Origin of the sequence: Blautia sp. HCN-20427 (assembly GCF_037890365.1) — a bacterium.
Classification (GTDB): domain Bacteria; phylum Bacillota; class Clostridia; order Lachnospirales; family Lachnospiraceae; genus Blautia.
Genome location: NZ_JBBKBX010000005.1, coordinates 1 through 22,109, shown reverse-complemented (window position 1 = coordinate 22,109; position 22,109 = coordinate 1). Strand labels below are relative to the sequence as shown.

Here is a 22,109-nt window from a genome sequence, read left to right as displayed (position 1 = left end):
ATTTTTCAGGAAGTTCACAATTATAGAAAAGATGGCAGAGATAGAAATTATGTAAAAAGTAAAAATAACTAAAAAAGTGCCGGATGTTGGATATTTCGTTCGGTATTTCTTTCTGGAATGGGAACAGTTAGAAATTTATAAATCAAGAGGAGGCATACAGATGAAGTATGTTTTTCCAGAATATAAAGAGAATGTAGTTTTGGGCGATGGAAAACTGCAGTTAAATCCAATGTCCTATCAGGTTATTTACGAAGGAAAGGAAATAGATTTAACGCCCAGGGAATTTGAAGTTCTGTATCTTTTAGCCCAAAGGCCAAATTGGGTTATTCCAAAGAAGAATATCTATTGTTCGGTCTGGGAGAGTAATTATTATGATGATCAGATTCCGTACAAAACAGTGGAACACGTAGTATGGAAGATACGAAAAAAGATGGGGCATGATATTATAGAAACATTGATCAATGTAGGGTATAGACTAAAAAAGATGTAAAGGCAGGATAGTGTGAGTAAAAGTTTTTATATTCTGATTGAATTTTTGGGAGATACGCCATATAATATTGGCAACTATAAGAAAGCGCGTACATACGTCATTTGACTAAATATCACGTTGTAACTAGAAATTGAGATAAACTCTTACAGAGCTTTTGTGGACTATCCAAAGAAAAAGGAGGCTGACTATGAACGTATATGAAGAAATAGATCAGGAAACAATGATGTTGCTTTTAGATTCCTTGTGTAAACGGACAGTGGAGGGAAAACAGATATGGGAAAATATGGAGTATAATCCTATTTCCTTTTTACAGAAAGATATTTATGAAAAAGAAGGTACCTGTATATCACAAATGTTTGAAGCAACGACAGTGTTCAATAACATTGAATATAAATTAGAGCTTTCAGAGTCAATCGAACTTCCGTCTGGCAAGGGAGATATTTTTGGAACAATTTCTTATGAAACAGAAGACGGAAAAGAGAATACGTATGATTTCTCTTTGTCTTTTGATGTAGAGAAATATGATGATGCGAATGCGGAAGAATTGCAGGGGATTTTTGGGAGCTTAATCATTGTACAGTTTACAGATGCAATAGTGGGAATATTTGAAAATTCAGATGCGGTAGCTGAGGGATTTGCTTATGCAAGATACTATCATCAAACAGGAATTGATTCGGAATGGGAAACCAATCCTCTTGTGAAACTTGGTGAGAAACTGATGCAAGAGCACGCAATGCTGGATTTTCATAAAATAGTATTGGATACAGCTTCTAGGGAGCGTTTATTGAAACGGTAAGTAACGGGTTATAATAAGATACAACCAATCAATTTTTTGTGGAAACTATTGATATTTCTTAGGGTATCGCATATAATATAATTAAGCCAAAAGGTTTCGTGTAGCGGCACGTAAAAGCTGTACTGTGCCCGGGCAGGGTAATTACTGGGACTATTTGATACTCGGAAGGGTATTACGCCCACACCAGGGAGATACGGTGAGTCCGCGCCGGGGACTCAATGATACCGGCGACATTTTAGACATTCGGAAGGATGTCGCGGCTGACAGCCAGCATAAAACCGCTTTTTAAGATTATGGGCGCTGGATAACAAAAAAGTTGTCCAGTGCTGTTTTTTTATACTATAGTGATGATTGGGAAAAGATAGATGGGAAAACAACAGGATAGAGAGAAAATTGTACAGGAGATTAAAGTGGCTGCTGATCTGTATAGGAAGCATTTAGTAGGTAAAAGATTTCTATATGTATTTGAAGGCAGATATATTGAGGTGCTTTATAAAGCTGCCAATTTTAGGCACTTGACAGGTGTGGCCACGAACCTTTCAGCAAAAAAGTTTTATAGTTATGCAGCAAAAAAGATGCTTCAGGCTTCGCAGATATTTTTTACACCGCAGCACCCTTTTTCATTGTGTAAGCGTAAGATTAAGCATATCGGACAGATTGCAATGCTGGCTGGCTCAGAAGGATTTATGCTGGAAGAGATTGTTACAGACACGAGAACTTATAAGTTTGGCACAACAGATCTTAATTTTACTCTATGCTTAAATAAAGAGTATGATGATAAGGGGCAGCAAAAGGGCGATTGCTTTGTAGTAGAATCGCTGCGAGATGAAGATTGCTTTTCTAAAAGTAGAACAGCATATACAGTAACTCATATTTTTTCAGCGCCGAATGATGCGAAAAAATATACAAATTTACTGTTTTTAGATGAAAATGCAACGATAGACGGTCTTCCAGATGAAATTAAAAACATGCTGGATCAAACTTTATTACATAAATAAAAATGGAGAGTACAGGTCTTGGCGTATAGAAAATACTGCAGGATCTTCTTACGAAAGAATTTTTTAAGATAGAAAAGAGGTTCTTTCTATATGGCTACATCAAGTATCCTTACAGAGCTTGTGATTGAAGACCCCAAAAAGGCAGAAGCATTTATTAACGCACTGGAAATGTCCAGTCAAGATCCAGTATGCAGCCCGTCTGCCCCGTCCATTCCCATATTAGATAGTGTGAAAGAGATACGGAGGTTCCTGGAAAGAAAAAAACAAGTAAGCCTATGTATTGGCAAATATCTTAGATGAATAGAAGCTATTGGAGAGGAGTCGATATGTGACGTTCTCTCCTTTTTTATGTCTAAATGAAGAGATAATGCAGTGCTTTTTCGTAAATGGTGCAAAAATCGTTTTCAACTCGTTCAGATATAATAAATCTCTAAAACCAAAAAAGGAAAGAAATGGTAATGAAACTGGGAAATCTTGCCTCCATAGTCCATTACCAGGGAAAGGATTTGTAATTATAATAGAGCGTGTAATCAACGAGGAGATAAAAGAATGCAGAATGAACTTTATATTGTAGCAGATGCTATAAAAGCCTTGCGGGAATCCAGGGGACTGACTCAGGAGCAGCTTGCAGAGAAAGCGGATATTTCTGTATCCCATCTGGCCAAAATCGAAACACATGCCAGAGCTATGGGTATGAAAACCTATATCCGGCTGTTGGAAGCTATGGATATTCCCATAAAAGAACACTTTATACACATGGGGACAGCGAAAAAAGATATGATGCTGAAAGAAAAAATCTGGTATCTGGTACAGGATTGTGATGAAAGGGAAACTAGCCTTTTGATTTATTCCATAGAGGGAATTAAGAAAGGGCTAAAGAAATATCAGCAAGACAGCAGGAAGTGAGAATACAGATAGAGGAGGAAAAGGGAAATGTTATCAAGAGAAAAGGTGGAAGCAGTATTATTTAAAATGGGAATGCCTGCCAATGTAAAAGGATTTGGTTATATCGTAGACGGTGTTTTGCTTCTGGAAGAAGACAGCAAGATTAAAACGACATATCTGTATTTTAAGGTGGCCCAGCAACATGGCACGACAGGACAGAGGGTAGAACGGGCAATCCGTCATGCGTTTGATATTGTCCGAAGCTGCAGAGGTGATTATGATGTGGTGAACCATTATATCGGTTTTATTAACTGTGCCAATTCCCCTTCCTTATCCATGCTTACGATGAAAATACGGGAAGAAGCACTGGAAGTACAGGAACCAAAACCGGAAAAGAAAGAAGAAAATGTAATTACAGGAATTACCGAAGCCCGGCTTCTGGAGTTAATGCGGCAGGCATACACAGAATTCTGGGCAGATATGATTATCCGGTTAAAGAAATAAAGAGAAATGCAGACAGAAAACAGTCTGCCAAAACACATCAGGGTTATGGTGTCTTTTGGCAGGCTGATGTTTTCAGCCGGAGAGAACCTTGAAAACTGAATATCGGTATGGTGATATTTTTTTGAAACAAACGTGTCATTTCTGACGCTAAAATATAGAAATATCTTAAAGGACACAAAACATTTCGGCACATTCTATTTTGTGTGATGCAGGGTCATGAGCTGTGCGAAGATACATTTGTCCGCATTGACAGCAGGTAAGGCAGAAAAGAAGCGGATCAAACAAGGAATCGTAGAAGATGAAGGAAAAGTGTGAGCAGCGCCCGGACATAGGCTGTGGGTGGCAGGCAGTCTGAAAGCCGAATGATAATGATACCTTTGCATAAAACACTGCAACCAGGGTAGCGTCTGGGACATGCTGCAGCGGGAAAGGGTGCTGCAGGGTGTCAGGCGGCCAGCCGGGCCGGTCCTACATGCTCCCGTTCACACCGGGGTGAGAAAATAAAAAACATGCTGGCAGGGAAGGCCCTGCCGGTATGGTGTGTAAAATGGGTTCATTTTAGGGCTATGGGGAAACGCCGGTTTCTTTATAGCCCTGGAATGAAAACAGGAGCCAAAGAAAGAGGAGGCAGAGCAATGAAGAGAGAGAGGTTACAGAAACTGTTTTCAGAAGATAAAGAGATCTTTCATGGAGGAATGCTGTTTCCTACATGGATCTGCAAAGGAAAAGAAGAGATAGAAAATAGGAATATTCCCCAGCGTGCAGCAGTGTATCTGGATATTCCCATTCCCTGTGCCGGGCTTTTGTATTATGAAAAAGAAAAAAGCCTGCATTACTGTGAACAGCAGACATACCATGTAGTTACGATCCTGGAAGGTGTAGGGTGTGGTAATTCCATAGAAAAAGAAAACTGGCAGAGGCTGGCAGTGCTTGCAGGAAAAGGCATGATTGACGTGATTGTGGTATCCGGGCTTAGCAGGTTATCCTATTGTCCGGAGGAAATTTTACAGACTATGGAACTGCTCCAGGCTTTCCAGGTGCAGATAGACTGTATCGGTTATGGGATTTTAGATTATGCCAGACTGAAACAATATTTAATGCACACCTGGGAGAAACAGGAACAATTTGAGCAGGACTTAGATGCGCATCTGTGCAGTTGCTGTACCAGGGAAGGGATATAATGTTCTCGCGGGAAGAACTGCTGAAGATGCGGGAAATGACGTTTGAGGACATTGACCCGAAAGAGATACAAGATGTAGAGAAACTGAAGATTGATGTAAAAAAAAGCAAACCGGAGAAGGTCCGGGAAATCCTGGAGTCCGGAAAGAACCCTTATTTTCTGAAATATAAAGGGATCACCATAAAGATTGGGTTTGCTTCTACCAACCGTACCATAGAGGAAGCCATGCAAAGCCTTGTGCAGATGAAATGGTAAAGCTACGACAGGGATAGGGAAGAAAGCGGATTGTTGGCAGATTACAGGGTGGACAAACCTTCTGGACTATGGTAGGATGATGGCAAGGACCCAGCAGCCTCTATCATTTAGGGAATCGGCTGACGAATCTAAATGATAGGAGCGAATACAATGAAGAATCAAATACTTAAAAAAATCTATCGTGCGGTTGTTTACCTACGCCTTTCTGACGAAGATGGTGATAACAGGGAAAGCGACAGCATATCAAACCAGAGGATACTAATCCATAGCTTCTTAAAGAGCCACCCTGAAATTCAGGTGGTAAAAGAATGTGTAGATGATGGATATACCGGCACAAACTTTAACCGCCCCGGTTTTCAGGAAATGCTGCGTATGCTGGAAGAGGGGGAAGCAGACTGTATTATTGTCAAAGACCTTTCCCGTTATGGAAGGGACTTTTCCGGTGTTTTACAGTATGTGGAACGTATCCTGCCGAAAATGGGTGTGCGCCTGATCCTTGTCAATGACAATTATGACAGCCTCACGCCAAATCGTGATTTCCTTACCCTGAGATTTAAAAGTTTAATCAATGACCTTTATCCTGCGGATACTTCCAAAAGTGTGCGTTCTCATTTGTATGTCAAAATGACAGCCGGACAGTGTGTAGCGCCTTTTGCTTTTTATGGTTATCTGAAATCCGAAGAGGATAAACATAAGCTAGTTATGGACGAAGTGGCAGCTTCGGTTGTACGGGATATTTACCACATGAAAATGCAGGGCTGCAGCCTAACGGATATATCCGAAGAATTAAACCGGCGTGGGATCTTGACGCCCCTTCGGTATAAGCAGGTATATTTAAAACAGAAATTAAAGACAGGGTTCCGTCTGACGGAAAAACCGGTCTGGATGCCAACTATGGTGCGCCGTATCCTTCTTGATGAACGCTACACCGGAGTGTTGATACAGGGAAAAACCACAACGCCAAACCATAAAGTAAAGGTTGTGATCCACAAAGAGGAAGCTGAGTGGATACGGTATGAAAATGCCTTTGAGCCGGTTATCAACAGACACCAATATGAAGTGGTGGGCAACCTGATGAACATGGATACCATGAGAGGGGCAAAGGGGCTGGCGCTTCTTTCCGGTCTGGTAAAATGCGGGGACTGTAAAGAAAGCATGGTGCTGAAAAGCCCGGATAAAGTCCACCACTATTATGTATGTTCGACTTCCCTTTATGAAAAGCAGTGCAGTTCCCATAGTATCAGTGAGAAAAAACTGGTAGGGGCTGTGACAGAAGCAATCCTGCATTATATTTCTGTTCTGGTAGAGCTGAAGGAGATACTGGCGTATGTAAAAACTGCCTCAATCCCAAGACAGCGGCTTTTGGAAGAAGACAAAAAACTGGAGATGCTGGAAAAGGAGAGCCAGAGGATTTTAAACATTAAAGTAAAACTGTATGACAGTTTTGCAGAAGAAATCCTGGACCGGACAGAATTTGAAACCTTCAAAGCAAAGTATGACCAGTCTTTAGAGGAAATCCGGCAGGCAATGGAGTGCCAGCAAAGGGAAATCCGAAACTTGCAGGAAACCCTTGAAAAACAGCAGGAGTGGCTGGAGTATTTTCTGGAATACCGGGACCGGACGGAAGTGGACCGCTTAATGCTGGTAAATCTGGTTAAACGGATTGAGGTATATGAGCAGAAGCGTATTATCATTCATTTTTGGTTTGAAGATGAATTTGAAAAGGTATTGGGACTGCTGGAAACGGTAAACAGGGCAAAGCCGGATCAGCGTGTGGAAGCCTTCCTGAAAGGAAAGGGGGCGGAAGCAAGTGCCTAAGGTAAGCAAAAGAGGACAGAGAAGACAAAGCAGCAAGCCGGAAGTTAAGTATCTGAGAACCTATATTTATGTAAGGCTTTCCGAAAAGGACGGAGGGCATGGCAGAAGGGATTCCATTTATATCCAAAAACAGATCTGTGAAGACTACGCAAAGAAACACCCGGAAATGCTGGTGGTAAAAGTCTATGCAGATAATGGTGTGACAGGTACAACGTTCCAAAGGGACGCATTTGAAGAGTTGATGGAAGATGTGGCAAATAAAAAGGTTGACTGCATCATTGTAAAGGATTTTGCCCGGTTTGGACGGGACGCCTTAGATGCTGTAGATTTGATTGATGTGATTTTCCCAACCTTAAATATCCGGTTTGTTTCCGTTATGGACGAATATGACAGTGCAAACCCGGCTTGTGTAGAAGACCGGACCACCAATATTTTGAAACACTTTATGAATGATTATTATGCCAGGGAAGTTTCAGAGAAACTGGTACAGGCGCACCGGCTGTCCAGGGAACGGGGAGAGTTTTGGGGTTCCAGACCTCCTTATGGATACCAAAGAGCAGAGGAAAACAGTAAGAAGCTGGTGCCGGAACCAGAGGAAGCAGAAATAATCCGGCAGATTTTTTACTGGTATGTGTTTGAAGAAATGTCAAGCTATGATATAGCAAGGGAACTGAATGGTAAAAAGGTATTAGGACCGGAGGACAGCTACCAGAAAAGGAAACAGGGAAAGGAGCCGGAAAAAAGGCGGTTATGGAGATCAGACGGTATCAGGAAGATTTTACAGAACCCCGTTTATATAGGTGCTGCTGTTTATGGGAAAACAAAACAGATGCTTGCGCAGAATATTCCCCTTCAGATGATACCAAAAGAGCAGTGGGAAGTGTGTGAAAATGCCTGGGAAGCAGTTGTGGAACGGGCGATTTATGAGAAAGCACAGGAAATTGCAAAGGAACGCTGGAAAGATACGTTGGATAACTGGGCTGCAAACCCAAAAGAAAAACAGGGGGCAGATGGCCCTTTTAAGGGAAGGATTTTCTGCGGGCATTGCGGAAGACGTCTTGGAAGAAGCAGGAGCGGAGGTAATGAGAAACACAAATATATGGTTTATAAATGCCCTTCCTTTTCCCTTACAGATCATACGGAATGTTTCCGGACGGTGAATGAAATCTACATCAATCAGGCAGTCAAGGCAGCACTCCGCTACCAGATCCAGCTTGCTGTAGAAAGTAAGAAAACCTATGGTGCAGAGTTTTATCAAAAGCTGGAGCAGGAGGTAGCAGAAAAAATAAAAAATGCCAGACAGAAGTATGAGAAATATGGAAGAAAACTGGAAACCTTGTTTGAGCATTATGCTACCGGGCTGTTGGACTGCAAGGAATATCAGGAGATTAAATCAATCTATCAGGAAGAACAGCAAGCAGCCAGGCAGAATATGAAGCAGATACAGCTTCGTGGACAGCACCTGTTAGATCAGGTGAAGGCAAGAATGGATTGGACAGAGGAACTTCTAAAGTACCAAAGATTTCAGAAGATAGAGAAAGGAATTGCGGACCGCTTTATTGAAAAGATTACGGTATATTCCAAAGACTATGTGGAAATCGTGTTCTGGTTTGGGGATTTATTTGAAAAGGAGCTGGAAAAAGAACTAGACAATATGGAAGGAGGTCTTCCGTATGCAGTGTGATTTTGTTTTTGCTTATCTGCGTCTTTCCAGAGATGATAAAGAAAAAATGGAGGAAAGCAACAGCATTAAAAATCAAAGGCTTTTAATTCAGCACTTTGTAGAAAACCAGCCGGAGTTTGCAGGGGCAAAGTTTTTCTTCTTTGTAGATGACGGTTACAGCGGTACAACGTTTGACCGCCCGGAATTTAAGCGCATGATGGGGCTGATTACCAGGAGAAAACGGATCTGTATCATTGTCAAAGATTTGAGCCGCCTGGGAAGGGATACCATAGAAACACAAAACTATATCGAAAAAATATTTCCGTTCCTTGGGGTGCGTTTCATTTCAATCAATGATTTTTATGACAGCAGCCAGAAACCTTCCGAAAGAAAGGATACGGAGATTAAATTTAAGAACCTGATCAATGGGATTTATCCCCAGATTTGTTCCAACAATATCAAAAAAGTTATGAGGAAACAGGCTGAAATGGGACAATATCATGGTTCAATCCCAACATACGGATATTGCTTCCATGACGGTGTTCATACAAAACTTCATCTGGATATGGAGGCAGCTTCCGTTGTAAGGGGGATTTTCGACCAAAGGTTGGAAGGAAAGACCTATGCAGACATTGCCAGGGACCTGAATAAAAAAGAAGTTGAAACACCTACCGTATACCTTCAAAGGAAAGGCTGGGCGCCGGAAGCAAAGAAATCTGTGAAATTCTGGGACGGAAATTTAGTAAAGCTGATTTTGTTTAATCCGGTTTATGCAGGACTGACGGTAAGAGGGAAAACAGAAACCAGGGTTCCGTCAAAAAGAGAGTACCGATATATTTCAAGAGAGGATTGGATTTGCGTAAAAGGAGGACACGAAGCGATTGTAACGGAGCAGGAGCTTCAGAAGATCCAGGACATGGTACAGAAGGACAGAAAATATTATGGGCGGACACCGTCTTCTGAGAATATTTTTTCAGGTTTGATCCGTTGCGGACATTGTGGTCGGAAAATGCGGATACGGACAGAATACAAAGAAAAGCCGATTTATTGTAAAAGTGTTACGACAGCCCCCAATGCTTCCTGTTATCCAAAGAAATATAAGCAGAAAGAGTTGGAAGAACTGGTGCTAATTATGATAAGACAGCAGGTAGCCCTTGCAGAGGATACCATAAAGCAGTTAAAGAAAGCCAATCAGACTTTGAATATTCCGAAACTCCGATATCGGAAAAAGCAATATGAAAAGAAGCTGGCGCTTCGTAAACAGGAGAAAATGGAACTGTATGAACAATATGCAGAAGAACAGATTTCTTTGAAAGATTACCTGGCACGAAAACAAACCTGTATGGAGAAGACAGCAGTTTATCAGCAAAAGATACAGGAGATAGAAGCAAGAATTTTAAAAGGGGAGGAGAAAAAACAAAAGGAGAAATCAGAGGGACTGCAACTTTTTGTAAAATATAAGGGATTGGAAGAGCTGTCTTATGAAGTTCTGCATGAGCTGATTGAAGTCATAAATTTTTATGATCCGGAACATATTGAAATTGTATGGAAATACAGGGACGAATTTCTGGAAGCAATAGGATAAGAAAGAACCGGGAGAGCTTATTGTCTTGGATTCCAGTAGAGAAGAAGATTTCATAAAAGAGGAGGAAAACGCTACGGTGTCTTCCTCTTCTTTGTATTAGGAGAAAATTTGGCAAAGAAGATGGGGGAAGAGCCATGTATCTTGAAACATATTCTATGGAAGAATTGATGGAACTGATAGAAGAGAAAGGATATTGTTCTGTGGAAGCAGTAGAAATTCTGAAAGAAATGGAACAGGCAAAAAAAGAGTATGATTTTTTACTCCGGGATTGTAAGGAAAAAGCGTGGAAAACAGACCAGGTGGTAGTTGATTATTACAGGTATCTCTTGGAAGAATTGCGGAAAGCGTTGCCCTATGATGCTATGGGAGGTCAGCACACGATTCCGATTCTGGTATTGCAAGAGTTCCGGAAACAGGATATTGTAGAAAAAATCAGGAATTTTATAGGCTGTCAGGCTGGGTTTTCTGATCATGATCTGTTACAGGAAATACAGAAATTTATTACCGTACATCTGGACCCGCAGGGAATTATCCTCTATATGGATGTACTGGGGAATCAGCCAGTGGCAAGGAATGCTTACAAACAGGGAGGACAAATGTGGTAAAAGAAAGAGTATTGGCGGTTCCGGATACAAGCATTTTTATTGCAGAACTGCCGGAAGCGACCAGAAACATCATAAGAAAAGACTTAGAAGAACACGCAAGAGAACATCATTACCGGCTGGAGTGGGATTTGAAAAATAAAGACTATGTAGCAATGAGCCGGAGATTTTGCGATATGGAAGACATTTATATGGATACCCATCTGCATTTTTGTGAGGCAGGGGAGGATATAGAGCCCTATGAAAAAAGCCTGCAGCGGACCATTTCTATCAGGTTATATCAAGACGAAGTAGAAGAACTCTGTAGGAAGTCTGGAAAAGTTGGGCTGTCAATCGGTGAACTGTTTGAAAACTTTGTTGCAGATTTGATTTGTGGTACACATACCAATGGTTCTGATGAACGCATGTATATTGAGCAATGGTTTGACCGGTGCTATTTCAGTATTATGCCAGAGGAAACATTTTTATCTTATCTGCTTGAAATGCGGGAGATAGACAGTGTTTTGGAATGCTGGGAAATCTTGCAGGAGTTGAAGGATCTGGAAGAGCCGGATTGTTATGATAAAGAGGAACTGGAGATACAGCAGAACACCTTGGAAGAATATTTTCAGGAATATAGAACCTATACAAGAGAACCGACAGAAGACCAATTGGAAGCTGCTATGGAAAAGGTGCTGGAATGGAATAAAGAAAGAGAGTATTTGTTGGAGGGAAATGTTCCAGAGAAGTCTTTGGGACGGTAGCCGGATTGGAGAAAGGAAGAAAACAGTGATAAGTAATGCGGAAAGAATTGTGTTAAGAAATATGTACCCACCGGGGTGTCGGGTAGAGTTGGAAGATATGGAAGCTGATCCGTATGTAAAACTGAGCCCCGGTGATTTAGGAACTGTACAGTTTGTAGATGATGGCGGACAGATACATGTATCCTGGGATTGTGGATACAGCCTTGCTATGGTGTTTGGTGTAGATCATTGCAAATGTGTTATGAGAGAGGAACGTTTGCAGGAGATATTACAAAGGATACAGGCTATGCCATTTGAGAGCTTGGAAAAAATGGAACGGTATGTTATGGAAAAATTATCAGGGTTTTTTCCTAAAATCAGTTTTCAGAAGAAAGAAGGGCAGGAGGTTTTTGTAGATATGGGAGTTGCCGCATTTATGAAGAAGGGTCTTGGTGTGGCAATTCAATATGAAACTGACAGCCAGCAGCACATCTTTATAAAAAAGATGGAAATGCAGGGACAGGATATTAAAGGAAAATTTGTCTTTCAAATGCAACAGAAACAGCGGTAGATTGAGAACAAGGATAGTAGAAATAAATAAGATTGTGATGATTAGTAATATTTGATAAGATATAAATAAAATTTATAAGAATATCGGGGGAACGATATGAGGTATTGCTGTGAAAAATGTTTTTCTAATAAGTATTTAAAAGAATATATCTTATCGGAGAGGAATGTAGGAAAATGTGATTATTGTAATTCCAATGGAGTAAACATTATTTCTACAGGAGAAATAGGAGCCTATATCCGAGAGTGTTTAAAAAAAGCGTATGAAGATATAGAAAATGGTACAGGGGCGTATTGGGACTCAGAAGAGAAACAATATTGCAATCGGACAGGAAGGAGTGTAGCTCCTTATTCAATCAGAGATATTTTAGTAGAAGAAGAAAATGTTTTAAACGAGGCTGTTATAGATACGACTATATTGGAAGATATATTTTCAGATTCAGGGTTAAGTTTTGAAGAAAAAAAGCAAGGGGAATCAGATGTATTTGAAGATATAGATAATTGTAATTTGGTACTTAAAGATGATTTATATGGCCTTGAGGCAACAAAAATGTATTATACATGGGAATTTTTCAAGTATATTACAAAATACTATAATAGATTCTTTGATATAGATAAGGATTGCCAGAGAAGAGATTATTTAAAAGAATTAGTACCATATATTTTAGAATATGATACTGTTATAAAAGCAGGAACGATTTATTATCGAGCAAGGAAATTGAACGATGAGAAATTACATGATCTGGATTATGCAGGGGTTTACAAAGAAATGGCTCCTGCACCCCCTAAATATGCAACAACAAATAGAATGAGTCCAGCAGGTATTTCATATCTATATGTTGCATCAGATAGAGAAACGGCATATAAAGAATGTCGATATAAAGATGCAACAGTAATGGTTGCTGAATATGTATTAAAAGAAGAATTGACAATTATTGATTTTTCTCAAGTTGCTTTTGTTACTACCAAAAGTATATTCAGCGAAGAATATGATCATGATTTACGTTGGATAAATAATTTTCTTGATGCATTTATTAAAGAGATAACCTCTCCAGTGGATGATAAAAAAGAAGATCATTCCTATGAATATGTAGCAACTCAGGTTATAGCAGAATATATAAGAAGCCTAGGATATGACGGAATATGTTTTAATAGCAGTGTAGGGAGAGGAAAAAGTTATGTATTTTTTTGTGGGCCAAACATGGAGTACAGTTCTGATGGATATGATTATATAGATGAATATTTATGGGATACTTATCCTAAATTGACATATTTTACGGACTGGTTTGATATTCAGAAGCTGGAATACAATTATGTTTTTCAAGATGGGGTTAAATATCGAGTGGAGAAGAAAATTGTTTTAAAAGACGAGTAATTCTGATTAACTCAAACTATTATGAAAGATTGCTGAAATAGGCAGTCTTTCTTTTTGTGTAAATTCAATATTTTTTTTGGATATTACTTGACAGGATAGGGAAAAAGCACCCTTCTTCACATGCTGGGCGGTCTGGATTATCCTACAGAAGGGAAAGTATTTGTGGCCGGAAAGGACATTTTTTCTCTGAATGAAACCCAGCTTACAATTTTCAGAAGGCGCAACATCGGCTTTGTATTCCAGAACTACAATCTGGTGCCGGTGCTCAATGTGTATGAGAATATCGTACTTCCCATAGAACTGGATGGGGAGGAGCCGGATAAAGCGTATGTGGATGAAATTATCCGCACCTTAGGTATGGAAGAGAAGCGCTACAGCCTGCCGAATCAGCTTTCCGGCGGGCAGCAGCAGAGGGTGGCCATTGCCAGGGCGCTGGCTTCAAAACCCAGTATTTTGCTGGCCGATGAACCGACCGGAAACCTGGACTCGAAGACCTCGCAAGAGGTTCTGGGTCTTTTAAAACTGACCAATTCCAGGTTCTCCCAGACCATCGTCATGATTACTCATTCTGAAACCCTGGCCCAGCTTTGTGACCGGATTATCCGCATTGAGGACGGCAAAATCGTCAAATCCGGGGGTGAGGATTTATGAGGAATAACAACAAAAAAATCATACAGAAGCTTTCCATCAGAACTATGAAGCAGAGCCGTATGCGGAACCTTTTCGCCGTTGCGGCTATCTGTCTGACTACCCTTTTGTTTACCGCCGTTTTTTCCATGGGATTCGGCATGATGCAGATGCTGCAGGAGCAGACCATGCAGGAGGTAGGAGGAAGATTTCACGCAGGTTTAAAAGCCGTGACCATGGAACAGTATGAGAAGATTTCCCAGTCTTCTGAGGTGGATTCGTCGTCCTGGAACATTTTTCTTGGAATAGCAGATAACCTGAAAAAGAGGCAGGGGGAAATCCGTCTGGCAGGAAGCAAAGAAGAGCTGGAGGGGGCTTTTGTAAAGATAAAAGAAGGCACTTATCCGGAGGAGGAAGACGAGATTCTCATGGATACCATTACCCTGAAGGAACTGAAAATCCCGGCCAGAGTCGGCGAAAAGGTAACGCTTGAATATACCTTTATGGATAAGAACATGAAGCAGGAATTTACTCTTTCCGGCTGGTATGAAGGAAGCGAGATTTCCCATGCCAGTGAACTTTATATTTCAAAGGCATACTGGGAAAAGGTAAAGGGAAATTATACAGAAAAAGACTTTTTAAAACATTATGAAAAAACCGGAGATATGCAGGGACTGGTAAATGGCAATCTGTATTTTCACAATGCCGGAAATATTGAGGATAAGGTTATCCGGGCTATCAAAGAGGCAGGCTATACACCGGAAAATGAGACGAAAATGTCCGGTACAGATACCATTCGCTATGGGGTCAACTGGGCCTATATGACTTCCAGAACAGAGAAGCTGGATATGGAAAGTATGGTTCTGTTTGCGGCAGTTTTCTCTTTGATTCTGGTGACAGGATACCTGATTATCTATAATATTTTTCAGCTTTCCATTCTCCGGGACATCCGGTTTTACGGACTGTTGAAAACCATTGGAACTACGAAAAAGCAGCTGCAGAAACTGGTCTACCGGCAGGTGTGGAAGCTGTGCGGTGTGGGGATTCCCTTAGGAGTGATGCTGGGGTATTTTCTGGGACAACTTTTGCTTCCCATGCTGGCAAAAATCAGTACATTCACAGGCAGCGGCAGCTTTTATTTCAACATTTGGATACTGGTGTTCGGCGGTGTGTTCTCTTTGCTGACCGTGTTTGTCAGCTGCCGCAAACCAGTAAAAATTGCAGGAAATGTATCTCCTATAGAGGCAGTGCGCTATACGGAAGGCGGCCTGAAACGAAAACGAATCAAGAAGTCCCAAAAGGGTGCCCAAATTGCCAGAATGGCCTTTTCCAATCTGGGAAGAAACAAAAAGAAAACCGTGTTAGTGATTACCTCGATTTCTCTGAGCGTGATTTTGCTGGAATTGGTTATGACGGTTTTGGGCAGCTTTCGGATAGAACAGTATTTGGAGGAGCGGATAGCAGGAGATTACATGATTGGAAATACCAACTGGACCAGCGCTTCTCTCAGAGTCATGGACTTTCAGATTGATGAAGCTTATGTGCAGGGGGCAGACAGTCAGCAGGGAATTACAGGCGCTTCGGAACTCTGGTATTTGAATTCCGAACATCTTTTGTCCGAAAAAGGGCAGGAGGAATTCCGGAAGCTGGATAAAGAGGGAAAGATAGATACAGGCTCTTATTACAGAGCGAGAGAGGAAGATAAAGAAAAAATGGGCAGGGGAGAAATGGCTCTGAATGAGAACCGCTATGGATATTCAGAATCCATGCTGAAACATTTGAAAGCAATAAAAGGCACCATTGATTTGGGAAAATTCAAAAGCGGAAAGTATGTGATTTTACAGGAGAGTGTCTGCACAGACAATGCGGAAAAGGGCGACAGCTTTTATGAGCCGGGAGATAAACTTGTGCTGCAGACACCCACCTCTCGGACAGAACAGAAAATAGAATATGATGAAAACGGAGAGGCACTGGGGTCTGGTCTTACCAACCTGGAACAAAAAGAGTATGAGGTTATGGCCATCGTGGAAGCCCTTCCAGGCAGTATGAACCTCCATGCGTATTCCATCAATGCCATTACCACCATTCTTCCGCTGGAAGAAATGAAGAAGTGCCCCAAAGCCGTCATGTTTGCAAAATCTTATACCGTGGAGTCAGAGAATGCAGAAGCTTTTGACAGATATCTGAAATACTATACAGAAGAGGAGAACACGTCCATGGGGTATCTGTCCAAAGAAAGTGTGAAAGCAGACTTTTCCGGCATGATTGACGGAGTGTCGGCGGTGGGATACGGGCTTTGTGCCGCAATTGCCATAATCGGAATTCTGAATTTTGCCAATTCGATGCTGACGGGTATTTTGTCCAGACGGCAGGAGCTGGCCGTCATGCAGAGCATTGGCATGACAAAGGAACAGGTACGGAAAATGCTCTTGTGGGAGAGTGGGTATCATCTGTTGATTTCGGGCGTTATCAGTGTGACAGCAGGAAGCATCATCGCCTATTTCGCTGTCAGTGCCCTAAACAATGTAATCATGTGCTTTGCCTATCGCTATACAGCCATTCCGTTTCTGATAATGCTGCCGGTGTTTGCATTGGTGGCAGGAGGAATTTTGCTGGTCGCTTACCGTCAGAGCCAGAAGAAGAGCGTGGTGGAAAGAATGCGGGAGGAGGAATAAAAAATACGGGGCTGTGCCTTCACAAGGCAATCCGAAAGACAGACACATTGGCTGAAAATGCAGCAGTCTTGCGGATTGCCGGCGAAGGAATGCCCCTTGAAAAGGGGATAAATTTAAAAAAATTGAAGTTTTTGAAAAAAATTGAAAAAAGGTATTGACAATTCATGGAATTTCAGTATATAATAGCAAAGCAGTCAGCGATACAGCTGACACGGAACGGGATCTTAGCTCAGCTGGGAGAGCATCTGCCTTACAAGCAGAGGGTCATAGGTTCGAGCCCTATAGGTCCCATTCTTTTGCCAAAAGACAAAAGAACAAAACATGGCGAGATAGCTCAGTTGGCTAGAGCATACGGTTCATACCCGTAGTGTCGAGGGTTCGAATCCCCCTCTCGCTACTTGTCGAAAGACATAAAATCAAATGGGATCTTAGCTCAGCTGGGAGAGCATCTGCCTTACAAGCAGAGGGTCATAGGTTCGAGCCCTATAGGTCCCATTCTTTTGCCAAAAAACAGAAGAACAGAACATGGCGAGATAGCTCAGTTGGCTAGAGCATACGGTTCATACCCGTAGTGTCGAGGGTTCGAATCCCCCTCTCGCTATTTACTAGGAGAATGCCCTTTTTGCACAAGACGGTTGTGTGGAAAGGGTGTTTTCGCACAAAAAAGAGGCGGAGAATTATGAGGAAGGAACAGCGAAAGAAGCAGTTAAGAAGAAAATTGGCCATAGTGTGTACCTGCTCACTGGCAGGTTTTGCAGCCATATTCGGAGGCATTTCCCTAAAGCGGGAATATGACCAGAGGCAGGAGGAAAAGCTGCGGATAGAAAGGGAAGAAGCGCAGAAAAAGCAGGAAGAGGAAGAACGAAAAGCAGAGGAAAAGAGAAAACTGGAAGAGCGTCTGAATGTAAAAATTGATATGAATATTTACAGTAAGGCGGCTATTGTAAAAGACTTGAAGAATCAGAAGGTGCTGGCGTCTAAAAGCCCGGAGGAGAGGATTTATCCGGCTTCTATGACGAAAATTATGACAGCGTTGGTAGCCATTGAAGAATTCGAGGATTTGGATAAAAGTATTGTGATTCCCGTAGATGAGGTACTGGCCCTGTACGAAAGAGGGGCTTCTATGGCTGGCTTCAAGCCGGGAGAGTCGGTTTCGGTAAGAGACCTTCTGTATGGGTTAATGCTGCCCTCCGGCGCAGACTGCTGTATGTCTCTGGCCTGTGAAATAGCCGGGGATGAGGCGGGATTTGTACAAAAAATGAATGCGAAGGCAAAAGAGCTGGGAATGACAAATACGAACTTTGTCAATGCCTCAGGTCTCCATGATGAGAATCACTATTCTACGGTACAGGACATTCTGGTTTTACTGGAATACGCTTTAAAGAACGAGACTTTTTATCAGGTCTTTACCACTCGTTCCTATACCACAGCTCCAACCCAGGAGTACCCGGAAGGGATTACCTTTGAAAGTACCATGTATGAGAAAAAAGACAGCCTGGAAGTGACAGACGGCGAAATTTTAGGTGGAAAAACGGGATTTACTTCTGCAGCAGGACTGTGCCTGGCCAGTCTGGCTGAAGTGGAAGGGCAGGAATACATTCTGGTGACTGCCGGTGCAGAGGGAAATCATGATACAGAGCCCTTTCATATTCTGGACGCAGAGAATATATACAGCCAGATTGGGGCAGCAATTGTTGGCGAATAGCGACTTGGTTCACAATCTGATTTTAGGGCTGACGCACGAATTATAGTGCGCAGCCCCTTTTTGCAGTCTTACAGCTTTTTTGTCTTTGCAATACAAGCCCGTACAGCGTCCATGACTGCACTGCGCATGCCTTCCTTTTCCAGCACGTTTACGCCTTCAATGGTGGTTCCGGCAGGTGAGCATACCATATCTTTCAAAGCGCCGGGATGGATTCCTGTTTCCAACACCATTTTTGCACTTCCAAGAACAGCCTGAGAGGCAAATTCATAAGCCTGTTTTCTGGGCATTCCTTCCGCTACAGCCCCGTCTGCAAGGGCTTCAATAAACAGAAAGACAAAAGCGGGAGAACTTCCGCTGACAGCCCCCACAACATCCAGAATCGGTTCTGTCACTACGTCAGCACGTCCGAAAGAGCGCAGCAGGGTCAGCACCTGACGGATTTCATCCGGGGATACAAACTGGTTTGGGCAGACGCCGGTAATGCCTTCTCCCACCAGAGCAGGGGTGTTGGGCATGGTGCGGATGATTTTTTTGTCTGTTCCGAATTTTTCCTGCAGCCAGTCCAGATTTTTTCCGGCGATAATGGAAATCAGAACCTGTCCGTCAGGCAGGCAGTCCCGGATTTCTTCCGCTACATCCCCACAGAACTGGGGTTTGATACAGAGAAAGAGATAATCGGCTTTTTTTGCCACTGCGAGATTATCCGTGGAGCAGGAGATACCCAGAGCGTCCGTGATTTTTTGGGCGGAAACTTCGGATTTTGTGGAGGCGAAAATTTCCTCTTTTTTTACAATTTCTTTTTCCAGAATGCCGGAAATAATGGCGGAGGCCATATTACCGCATCCGATAAAACCTAATGTCATAAAGAACCCTTCCTTTCTGAGATAAAATATACAGGATTTGTTCTATTTTAGCACAGTTTTTTTTGCCGGAGAAGAGATTTCCCGGAAAAAAATAGAGCCTGTTTTCTGAAGGTTCCGGTCTGTACAAAAAGAAGGAAATATACTAAAATAAGACAAAGAACCAAAAGTGAGAAAAAAGGAGTAAGAAAACATGATAAGCAGAGAGATTTTTACGGTGTACCACTGCAAAGCCTGCAACAAAATTGAGGTGAGCCAGTATATTACCAAAGAACAGATGGAGGAATTAGGATTGACAGAAGAAGATTTGAAACCAATCTGTCCCTTTACCGGAAGTTCTGATCTGGAAGAACTGGGACAGCTTGCGGAAAATGAACTGCGTCACTTTGCCTATACGGATGTGGAGGGCGTAAAAAGATATTTGAAAGAAAAGGAAAAAAAGGTGCCGAAACTGTAGTCTTTGTATCCAATCTTTCCCCGTATCATAGAGTATAGTATACCCGCAGAATCTACGGCAGGTTTTGCGGGATTTTTGAATTTTGGGGGAGAGATTATGAAAAAGAAAGTAAGCATGCTTTTTGCAGCCCTTTTGTGCCTGAGCATGGGACTTACAGGCTGCGGAACAAACAAGGAGAACGGGAAAGAGGATACAAAGGAAGAATTGACAAAGGTGACATTAAATGAGGTGGCTCATTCTGTGTTCTATGCGCCTCAGTATGTGGCCATCGAAGAGGGATATTTTGTGGAAGAGGGCATTAAACTGGAACTGGTAACCGGTTTCGGCGCTGATAAAGTCATGTCTGCACTGTTGTCAGGAGAGGCTGATATTGGTTTTATGGGTTCTGAAGCAACGATTTATGCGTATCAGCAGGGGGCGAATGACAAGGTGATGAATTTTGCCCAGCTTACCCAGAGAGCCGGAAATTTTCTTGTGGCAAGAGAAGAAATGCCGGATTTTCAATGGACGGACTTAAAGGGAAAAGATATTCTGGGAGGACGCAAAAGCGGTATGCCGGAAATGGTTTTTGAATATATTTTGAAAGAAAAAGGTATGGACCCCGAAAAAGATATGAACATTGACCGGAGTATAGACTTTGGCTCTACGGCAGCGGCTTTTTCCGGTGGACAGGGGGAATTCAGCGTGGAGTTTGAACCTTCGGCCACCATGTTGGAACAGGAAGGAGCCGGTTATGTGGTAGCGTCCTGCGGTGTGGAATCCGGTTATGTGCCCTATACGGCTTACAGCGCAAAAGAGAGTTATATTGAAGAGAATCCAGAGCTGATTCAGGGATTTGTCCGGGCGCTGCAAAAGGGGATGGATTATGTGAATTCTCATACCCCGGAAGAAATTGCTGCTATGATTGAACCTCAGTTTGAAGAAAACGATTTGGAAACCATTACGGCTATTGTGAAGCGTTATCAGGAACAGGATACCTGGAAAGAAAATCTTATTTTTGAACAGGAGAGTTTTGAACTTCTGGAAGATATTCTGGAAAGCGCAGGGGAACTGGAGCAGCCGGCGCCGTATGAAGAACTGGTACTGACAGAATACGCCGAGAAAGCGGCAAAGTAAAGCCGTTGGTGAAACGTGGTTTGGTGAGTTATCTGCCCAGGCTGTATTCGGATCGCATTCCGTGGATACGGCCTGGAGCAGATAGCCGCTGAAGTCAGCCCCTTTTTTTGCCTGAAGATAAGGTGCTGTTGTGATAGGCAGAGGAGAAAGTCACATCTTCCCCGAACCAGGCAGGGGGAACAAAGGCATTTGCCTCGTCTTCTGTGGGAAATTCTACCTCTGCCAGCCAAAGCCCTTCATAGGGAGCGTCAAAAACGTCCAGTTCAATGGTCAGGTCATTGGGAAGGGGAAGCAGATACCTGGTTTTGGAGAGCACAAGGCCATCCGCCTTTTCTTTTAAATGCTGGTAGGCTTCCTTGGTCAGGGGGAGATTGTATTCCTCCCGTACCATCATGCCTTTTCCTTTGTAGGTCAGATAATAATCGTCGTTCTGTCTGCGAATACGGACAACCGGATTGACACAGAGATAGGCTTGCTGGATTTTTCTGGAGGGAAAGGTTTCCAGTTCTTTGGGAAGTTGATGAATCAGATATTTGCGTTCGATTTCCATAAAAACTCCTTTTCTCCGCATAGCTGCGGTGCGGTAAATCCTGAATGAAAAAACAGTCAGGCTTCTCTTGATGAAAAGCTAAAAGTATCATATAATTTTCAGATGAAAAAAGCAAGGAGGAAGGCGGAAAAATGGAATTTGTCATGGAAATGGCAGGGGCAGAGCAGATAGAGGAACTGGTGGAAATTATGGAAGACGCTGCCCGAAACGTACAGAAAAAGGAATGGTTTGCAGCGGGAGACAGAGCCTGTCTGTTAGACGCGCTTCTGGGAAACAGTTTTGTCATTCTGGCCAGAGAGCGGGAAAGTCGGGAAGCGGCAGGCTTTTTTGCCGTGCTCTTTCCTGAGGAAAAGGAAGAATACATGGCAGAGTATACAGCCCTTTCTGAACAAGAGCGGGAACATCTGGTATACATGGATACGGCGGCTGTAAAGAAAGTTTTCTGTGGAAACGGACTGCAGAGGAAGATGCTTGAGGCGGCAGAAGAAGCATTGAAAAAGCGCGGGGACTTAAGTCAGTGGTATTGTCTTTGTACCGTGCACCCGGATAACCGCTTTAGCCTGAAGAATATGCAGGGAGCAGGTTATGAAATCCTGGCAGAAGCAGAGCTTTACGGGGGACTGCCCCGGCTGATACTTGGGAAAAAATTAAAAACAAGAAGGGAAAAGGACAGAAAAGG

22 protein-coding genes, 4 tRNA genes and 1 pseudogene are annotated in these 22,109 nt (G+C 42.5%); 25 read left to right on the top strand and 2 right to left on the bottom strand.

The genetic code is table 11. The features are described from left to right. Positions 1-160: 160 nt before the first annotated feature. From WKT17_RS04165 to WKT17_RS04060, 22 genes and pseudogenes are all read left to right on the top strand, one after another. The gene (locus WKT17_RS04165; RefSeq protein WP_055056048.1) at positions 161-490 is read left to right on the top strand and encodes a winged helix-turn-helix domain-containing protein; all 330 of its coding nucleotides are present in this window, start codon (positions 161-163) and stop codon (positions 488-490) included. A 187-nt stretch (positions 491-677) separates the two neighbouring features. Continuing rightward, positions 678-1,286: a hypothetical protein gene (locus tag WKT17_RS04160; protein ID WP_340271870.1), complete on the top strand. Its 609-nt coding sequence runs from the start codon at positions 678-680 to the stop codon at positions 1,284-1,286. A gap of 365 nt (positions 1,287-1,651) precedes the next feature. Further along, positions 1,652-2,284, top strand: a complete 633-nt coding sequence (locus WKT17_RS04155) for a PBECR4 domain-containing protein (protein WP_055056046.1) — start codon at positions 1,652-1,654, stop codon at positions 2,282-2,284. A 90-nt stretch (positions 2,285-2,374) separates the two neighbouring features. Further along, positions 2,375-2,584 carry a hypothetical protein gene (locus WKT17_RS04150; protein ID WP_117467683.1) on the top strand — a complete coding sequence of 70 codons (210 nt, stop codon included), beginning with the start codon at positions 2,375-2,377 and terminating at the stop codon, positions 2,582-2,584. 249 nt (positions 2,585-2,833) lie between these two features. Further along, positions 2,834-3,190, top strand: coding sequence for a helix-turn-helix domain-containing protein (locus tag WKT17_RS04145; protein ID WP_117467681.1), 357 nt, complete (start codon positions 2,834-2,836; stop codon positions 3,188-3,190). A 27-nt stretch (positions 3,191-3,217) separates the two neighbouring features. After that, positions 3,218-3,673 carry a sporulation initiation factor Spo0A C-terminal domain-containing protein gene (locus tag WKT17_RS04140; protein WP_117843860.1) on the top strand — a complete coding sequence of 152 codons (456 nt, stop codon included), beginning with the start codon at positions 3,218-3,220 and terminating at the stop codon, positions 3,671-3,673. Positions 3,674-4,308: 635 nt separating this feature from the next. After that, complete coding sequence (locus WKT17_RS04135) at positions 4,309-4,854, top strand: recombinase family protein (RefSeq protein ID WP_340271869.1); 546 nt, start codon at positions 4,309-4,311, stop codon at positions 4,852-4,854. Continuing rightward, the gene (locus tag WKT17_RS04130) at positions 4,854-5,108 is read left to right on the top strand and encodes a DUF6870 family protein (RefSeq protein WP_055172445.1); all 255 of its coding nucleotides are present in this window, start codon (positions 4,854-4,856) and stop codon (positions 5,106-5,108) included. Before WKT17_RS04135 ends, WKT17_RS04130 begins: the two co-directional genes overlap by 1 nt. 150 nt (positions 5,109-5,258) lie before the next feature. Next, positions 5,259-6,926: a recombinase family protein gene (locus WKT17_RS04125; RefSeq protein WP_165853166.1), complete on the top strand. Its 1,668-nt coding sequence runs from the start codon at positions 5,259-5,261 to the stop codon at positions 6,924-6,926. Next, complete coding sequence (locus WKT17_RS04120) at positions 6,919-8,610, top strand: recombinase family protein (protein WP_340271867.1); 1,692 nt, start codon at positions 6,919-6,921, stop codon at positions 8,608-8,610. Before WKT17_RS04125 ends, WKT17_RS04120 begins: the two co-directional genes overlap by 8 nt. Continuing rightward, positions 8,600-10,174: a recombinase family protein gene (locus WKT17_RS04115; protein WP_118752715.1), complete on the top strand. Its 1,575-nt coding sequence runs from the start codon at positions 8,600-8,602 to the stop codon at positions 10,172-10,174. The genes WKT17_RS04120 and WKT17_RS04115 overlap by 11 nt, the downstream gene beginning before the upstream one ends. Before the next feature lie 134 nt (positions 10,175-10,308). Next, positions 10,309-10,779 (top strand): hypothetical protein, encoded by a 471-nt coding sequence (locus WKT17_RS04110; protein WP_117467675.1) that lies wholly within the window; start codon positions 10,309-10,311, stop codon positions 10,777-10,779. Next, positions 10,773-11,519 (top strand): hypothetical protein, encoded by a 747-nt coding sequence (locus WKT17_RS04105; protein ID WP_118752714.1) that lies wholly within the window; start codon positions 10,773-10,775, stop codon positions 11,517-11,519. Before WKT17_RS04110 ends, WKT17_RS04105 begins: the two co-directional genes overlap by 7 nt. A gap of 25 nt (positions 11,520-11,544) precedes the next feature. Beyond that, complete coding sequence (locus tag WKT17_RS16310) at positions 11,545-12,069, top strand: DUF4314 domain-containing protein (RefSeq protein WP_445291964.1); 525 nt, start codon at positions 11,545-11,547, stop codon at positions 12,067-12,069. Positions 12,070-12,165: 96 nt separating this feature from the next. Continuing rightward, on the top strand, positions 12,166-13,440 hold the full coding sequence (locus WKT17_RS04095) for an RES domain-containing protein (RefSeq protein WP_055172460.1): 1,275 nt from the start codon (positions 12,166-12,168) through the stop codon (positions 13,438-13,440). A gap of 99 nt (positions 13,441-13,539) precedes the next feature. Next, positions 13,540-14,091, top strand: a pseudogene (locus tag WKT17_RS04090) (ABC transporter ATP-binding protein); the annotation flags it as partial. Further along, positions 14,088-16,742, top strand: a complete 2,655-nt coding sequence (locus WKT17_RS04085; RefSeq protein WP_340271864.1) for an ABC transporter permease — start codon at positions 14,088-14,090, stop codon at positions 16,740-16,742. The pseudogene WKT17_RS04090 and the gene WKT17_RS04085, both read left to right, overlap by 4 nt. Positions 16,743-16,960: 218 nt before the next feature. After that, positions 16,961-17,033 (top strand) — tRNA-Val (locus WKT17_RS04080). A gap of 32 nt (positions 17,034-17,065) precedes the next feature. After that, a tRNA-Met gene (locus WKT17_RS04075) sits at positions 17,066-17,139 on the top strand. Positions 17,140-17,164: 25 nt separating this feature from the next. After that, a tRNA-Val gene (locus tag WKT17_RS04070) sits at positions 17,165-17,237 on the top strand. 32 nt (positions 17,238-17,269) lie between these two features. Further along, positions 17,270-17,343, top strand: a tRNA-Met gene (locus tag WKT17_RS04065). 78 nt (positions 17,344-17,421) lie between these two features. Next, the gene (locus tag WKT17_RS04060) at positions 17,422-18,447 is read left to right on the top strand and encodes a D-alanyl-D-alanine carboxypeptidase family protein (protein ID WP_291683390.1); all 1,026 of its coding nucleotides are present in this window, start codon (positions 17,422-17,424) and stop codon (positions 18,445-18,447) included. Between the two features lie 68 nt (positions 18,448-18,515). Here the strand turns inward: WKT17_RS04060 and proC are convergent, their stop codons facing one another. Continuing rightward, positions 18,516-19,310, bottom strand: a complete 795-nt coding sequence (gene proC / locus WKT17_RS04055; protein ID WP_173747168.1) for a pyrroline-5-carboxylate reductase — start codon at positions 19,308-19,310, stop codon at positions 18,516-18,518. Positions 19,311-19,500: 190 nt separating this feature from the next. Here proC and WKT17_RS04050 point away from each other — a divergent pair, with 190 nt between their 5' ends. Then, positions 19,501-19,764, top strand: a complete 264-nt coding sequence (locus WKT17_RS04050) for a toxin PIN (RefSeq protein WP_180211069.1) — start codon at positions 19,501-19,503, stop codon at positions 19,762-19,764. Positions 19,765-19,860: 96 nt separating this feature from the next. After that, a complete protein-coding gene (locus WKT17_RS04045; protein WP_173747169.1) occupies positions 19,861-20,880 on the top strand; it encodes an ABC transporter substrate-binding protein in 1,020 nt (339 codons plus the stop codon). 94 nt (positions 20,881-20,974) lie between these two features. Here the strand turns inward: WKT17_RS04045 and WKT17_RS04040 are convergent, their stop codons facing one another. Continuing rightward, positions 20,975-21,430: a CYTH domain-containing protein gene (locus WKT17_RS04040; protein ID WP_173747170.1), complete on the bottom strand. Its 456-nt coding sequence runs from the start codon at positions 21,428-21,430 to the stop codon at positions 20,975-20,977. A 131-nt stretch (positions 21,431-21,561) separates the two neighbouring features. Between WKT17_RS04040 and WKT17_RS04035 the strand changes: the two genes are divergently transcribed. Beyond that, positions 21,562-22,109, top strand: a 548-nt coding sequence (locus WKT17_RS04035) for a hypothetical protein (protein WP_340271863.1), incomplete at its 3' end; no start/stop codon positions are given.

Coding starts and splice junctions, on each gene's coding strand:
- WKT17_RS04165 (WP_055056048.1), top strand. CDS start 161: ATGAAGTATGTTTTTCCAGAATATAAAGAGAATGTAGTTTTGGGCGAT.
- WKT17_RS04160 (WP_340271870.1), top strand. CDS start 678: ATGAACGTATATGAAGAAATAGATCAGGAAACAATGATGTTGCTTTTA.
- WKT17_RS04155 (WP_055056046.1), top strand. CDS start 1,652: ATGGGAAAACAACAGGATAGAGAGAAAATTGTACAGGAGATTAAAGTG.
- WKT17_RS04150 (WP_117467683.1), top strand. CDS start 2,375: ATGGCTACATCAAGTATCCTTACAGAGCTTGTGATTGAAGACCCCAAA.
- WKT17_RS04145 (WP_117467681.1), top strand. CDS start 2,834: ATGCAGAATGAACTTTATATTGTAGCAGATGCTATAAAAGCCTTGCGG.
- WKT17_RS04140 (WP_117843860.1), top strand. CDS start 3,218: ATGTTATCAAGAGAAAAGGTGGAAGCAGTATTATTTAAAATGGGAATG.
- WKT17_RS04135 (WP_340271869.1), top strand. CDS start 4,309: ATGAAGAGAGAGAGGTTACAGAAACTGTTTTCAGAAGATAAAGAGATC.
- WKT17_RS04130 (WP_055172445.1), top strand. CDS start 4,854: ATGTTCTCGCGGGAAGAACTGCTGAAGATGCGGGAAATGACGTTTGAG.
- WKT17_RS04125 (WP_165853166.1), top strand. CDS start 5,259: ATGAAGAATCAAATACTTAAAAAAATCTATCGTGCGGTTGTTTACCTA.
- WKT17_RS04115 (WP_118752715.1), top strand. CDS start 8,600: ATGCAGTGTGATTTTGTTTTTGCTTATCTGCGTCTTTCCAGAGATGAT.
- WKT17_RS04110 (WP_117467675.1), top strand. CDS start 10,309: ATGTATCTTGAAACATATTCTATGGAAGAATTGATGGAACTGATAGAA.
- WKT17_RS04095 (WP_055172460.1), top strand. CDS start 12,166: ATGAGGTATTGCTGTGAAAAATGTTTTTCTAATAAGTATTTAAAAGAA.
- WKT17_RS04085 (WP_340271864.1), top strand. CDS start 14,088: ATGAGGAATAACAACAAAAAAATCATACAGAAGCTTTCCATCAGAACT.
- WKT17_RS04060 (WP_291683390.1), top strand. CDS start 17,422: ATGAGGAAGGAACAGCGAAAGAAGCAGTTAAGAAGAAAATTGGCCATA.
- proC (WP_173747168.1), bottom strand. CDS start 19,310: ATGACATTAGGTTTTATCGGATGCGGTAATATGGCCTCCGCCATTATT.
- WKT17_RS04050 (WP_180211069.1), top strand. CDS start 19,501: ATGATAAGCAGAGAGATTTTTACGGTGTACCACTGCAAAGCCTGCAAC.
- WKT17_RS04045 (WP_173747169.1), top strand. CDS start 19,861: ATGAAAAAGAAAGTAAGCATGCTTTTTGCAGCCCTTTTGTGCCTGAGC.
- WKT17_RS04040 (WP_173747170.1), bottom strand. CDS start 21,430: ATGGAAATCGAACGCAAATATCTGATTCATCAACTTCCCAAAGAACTG.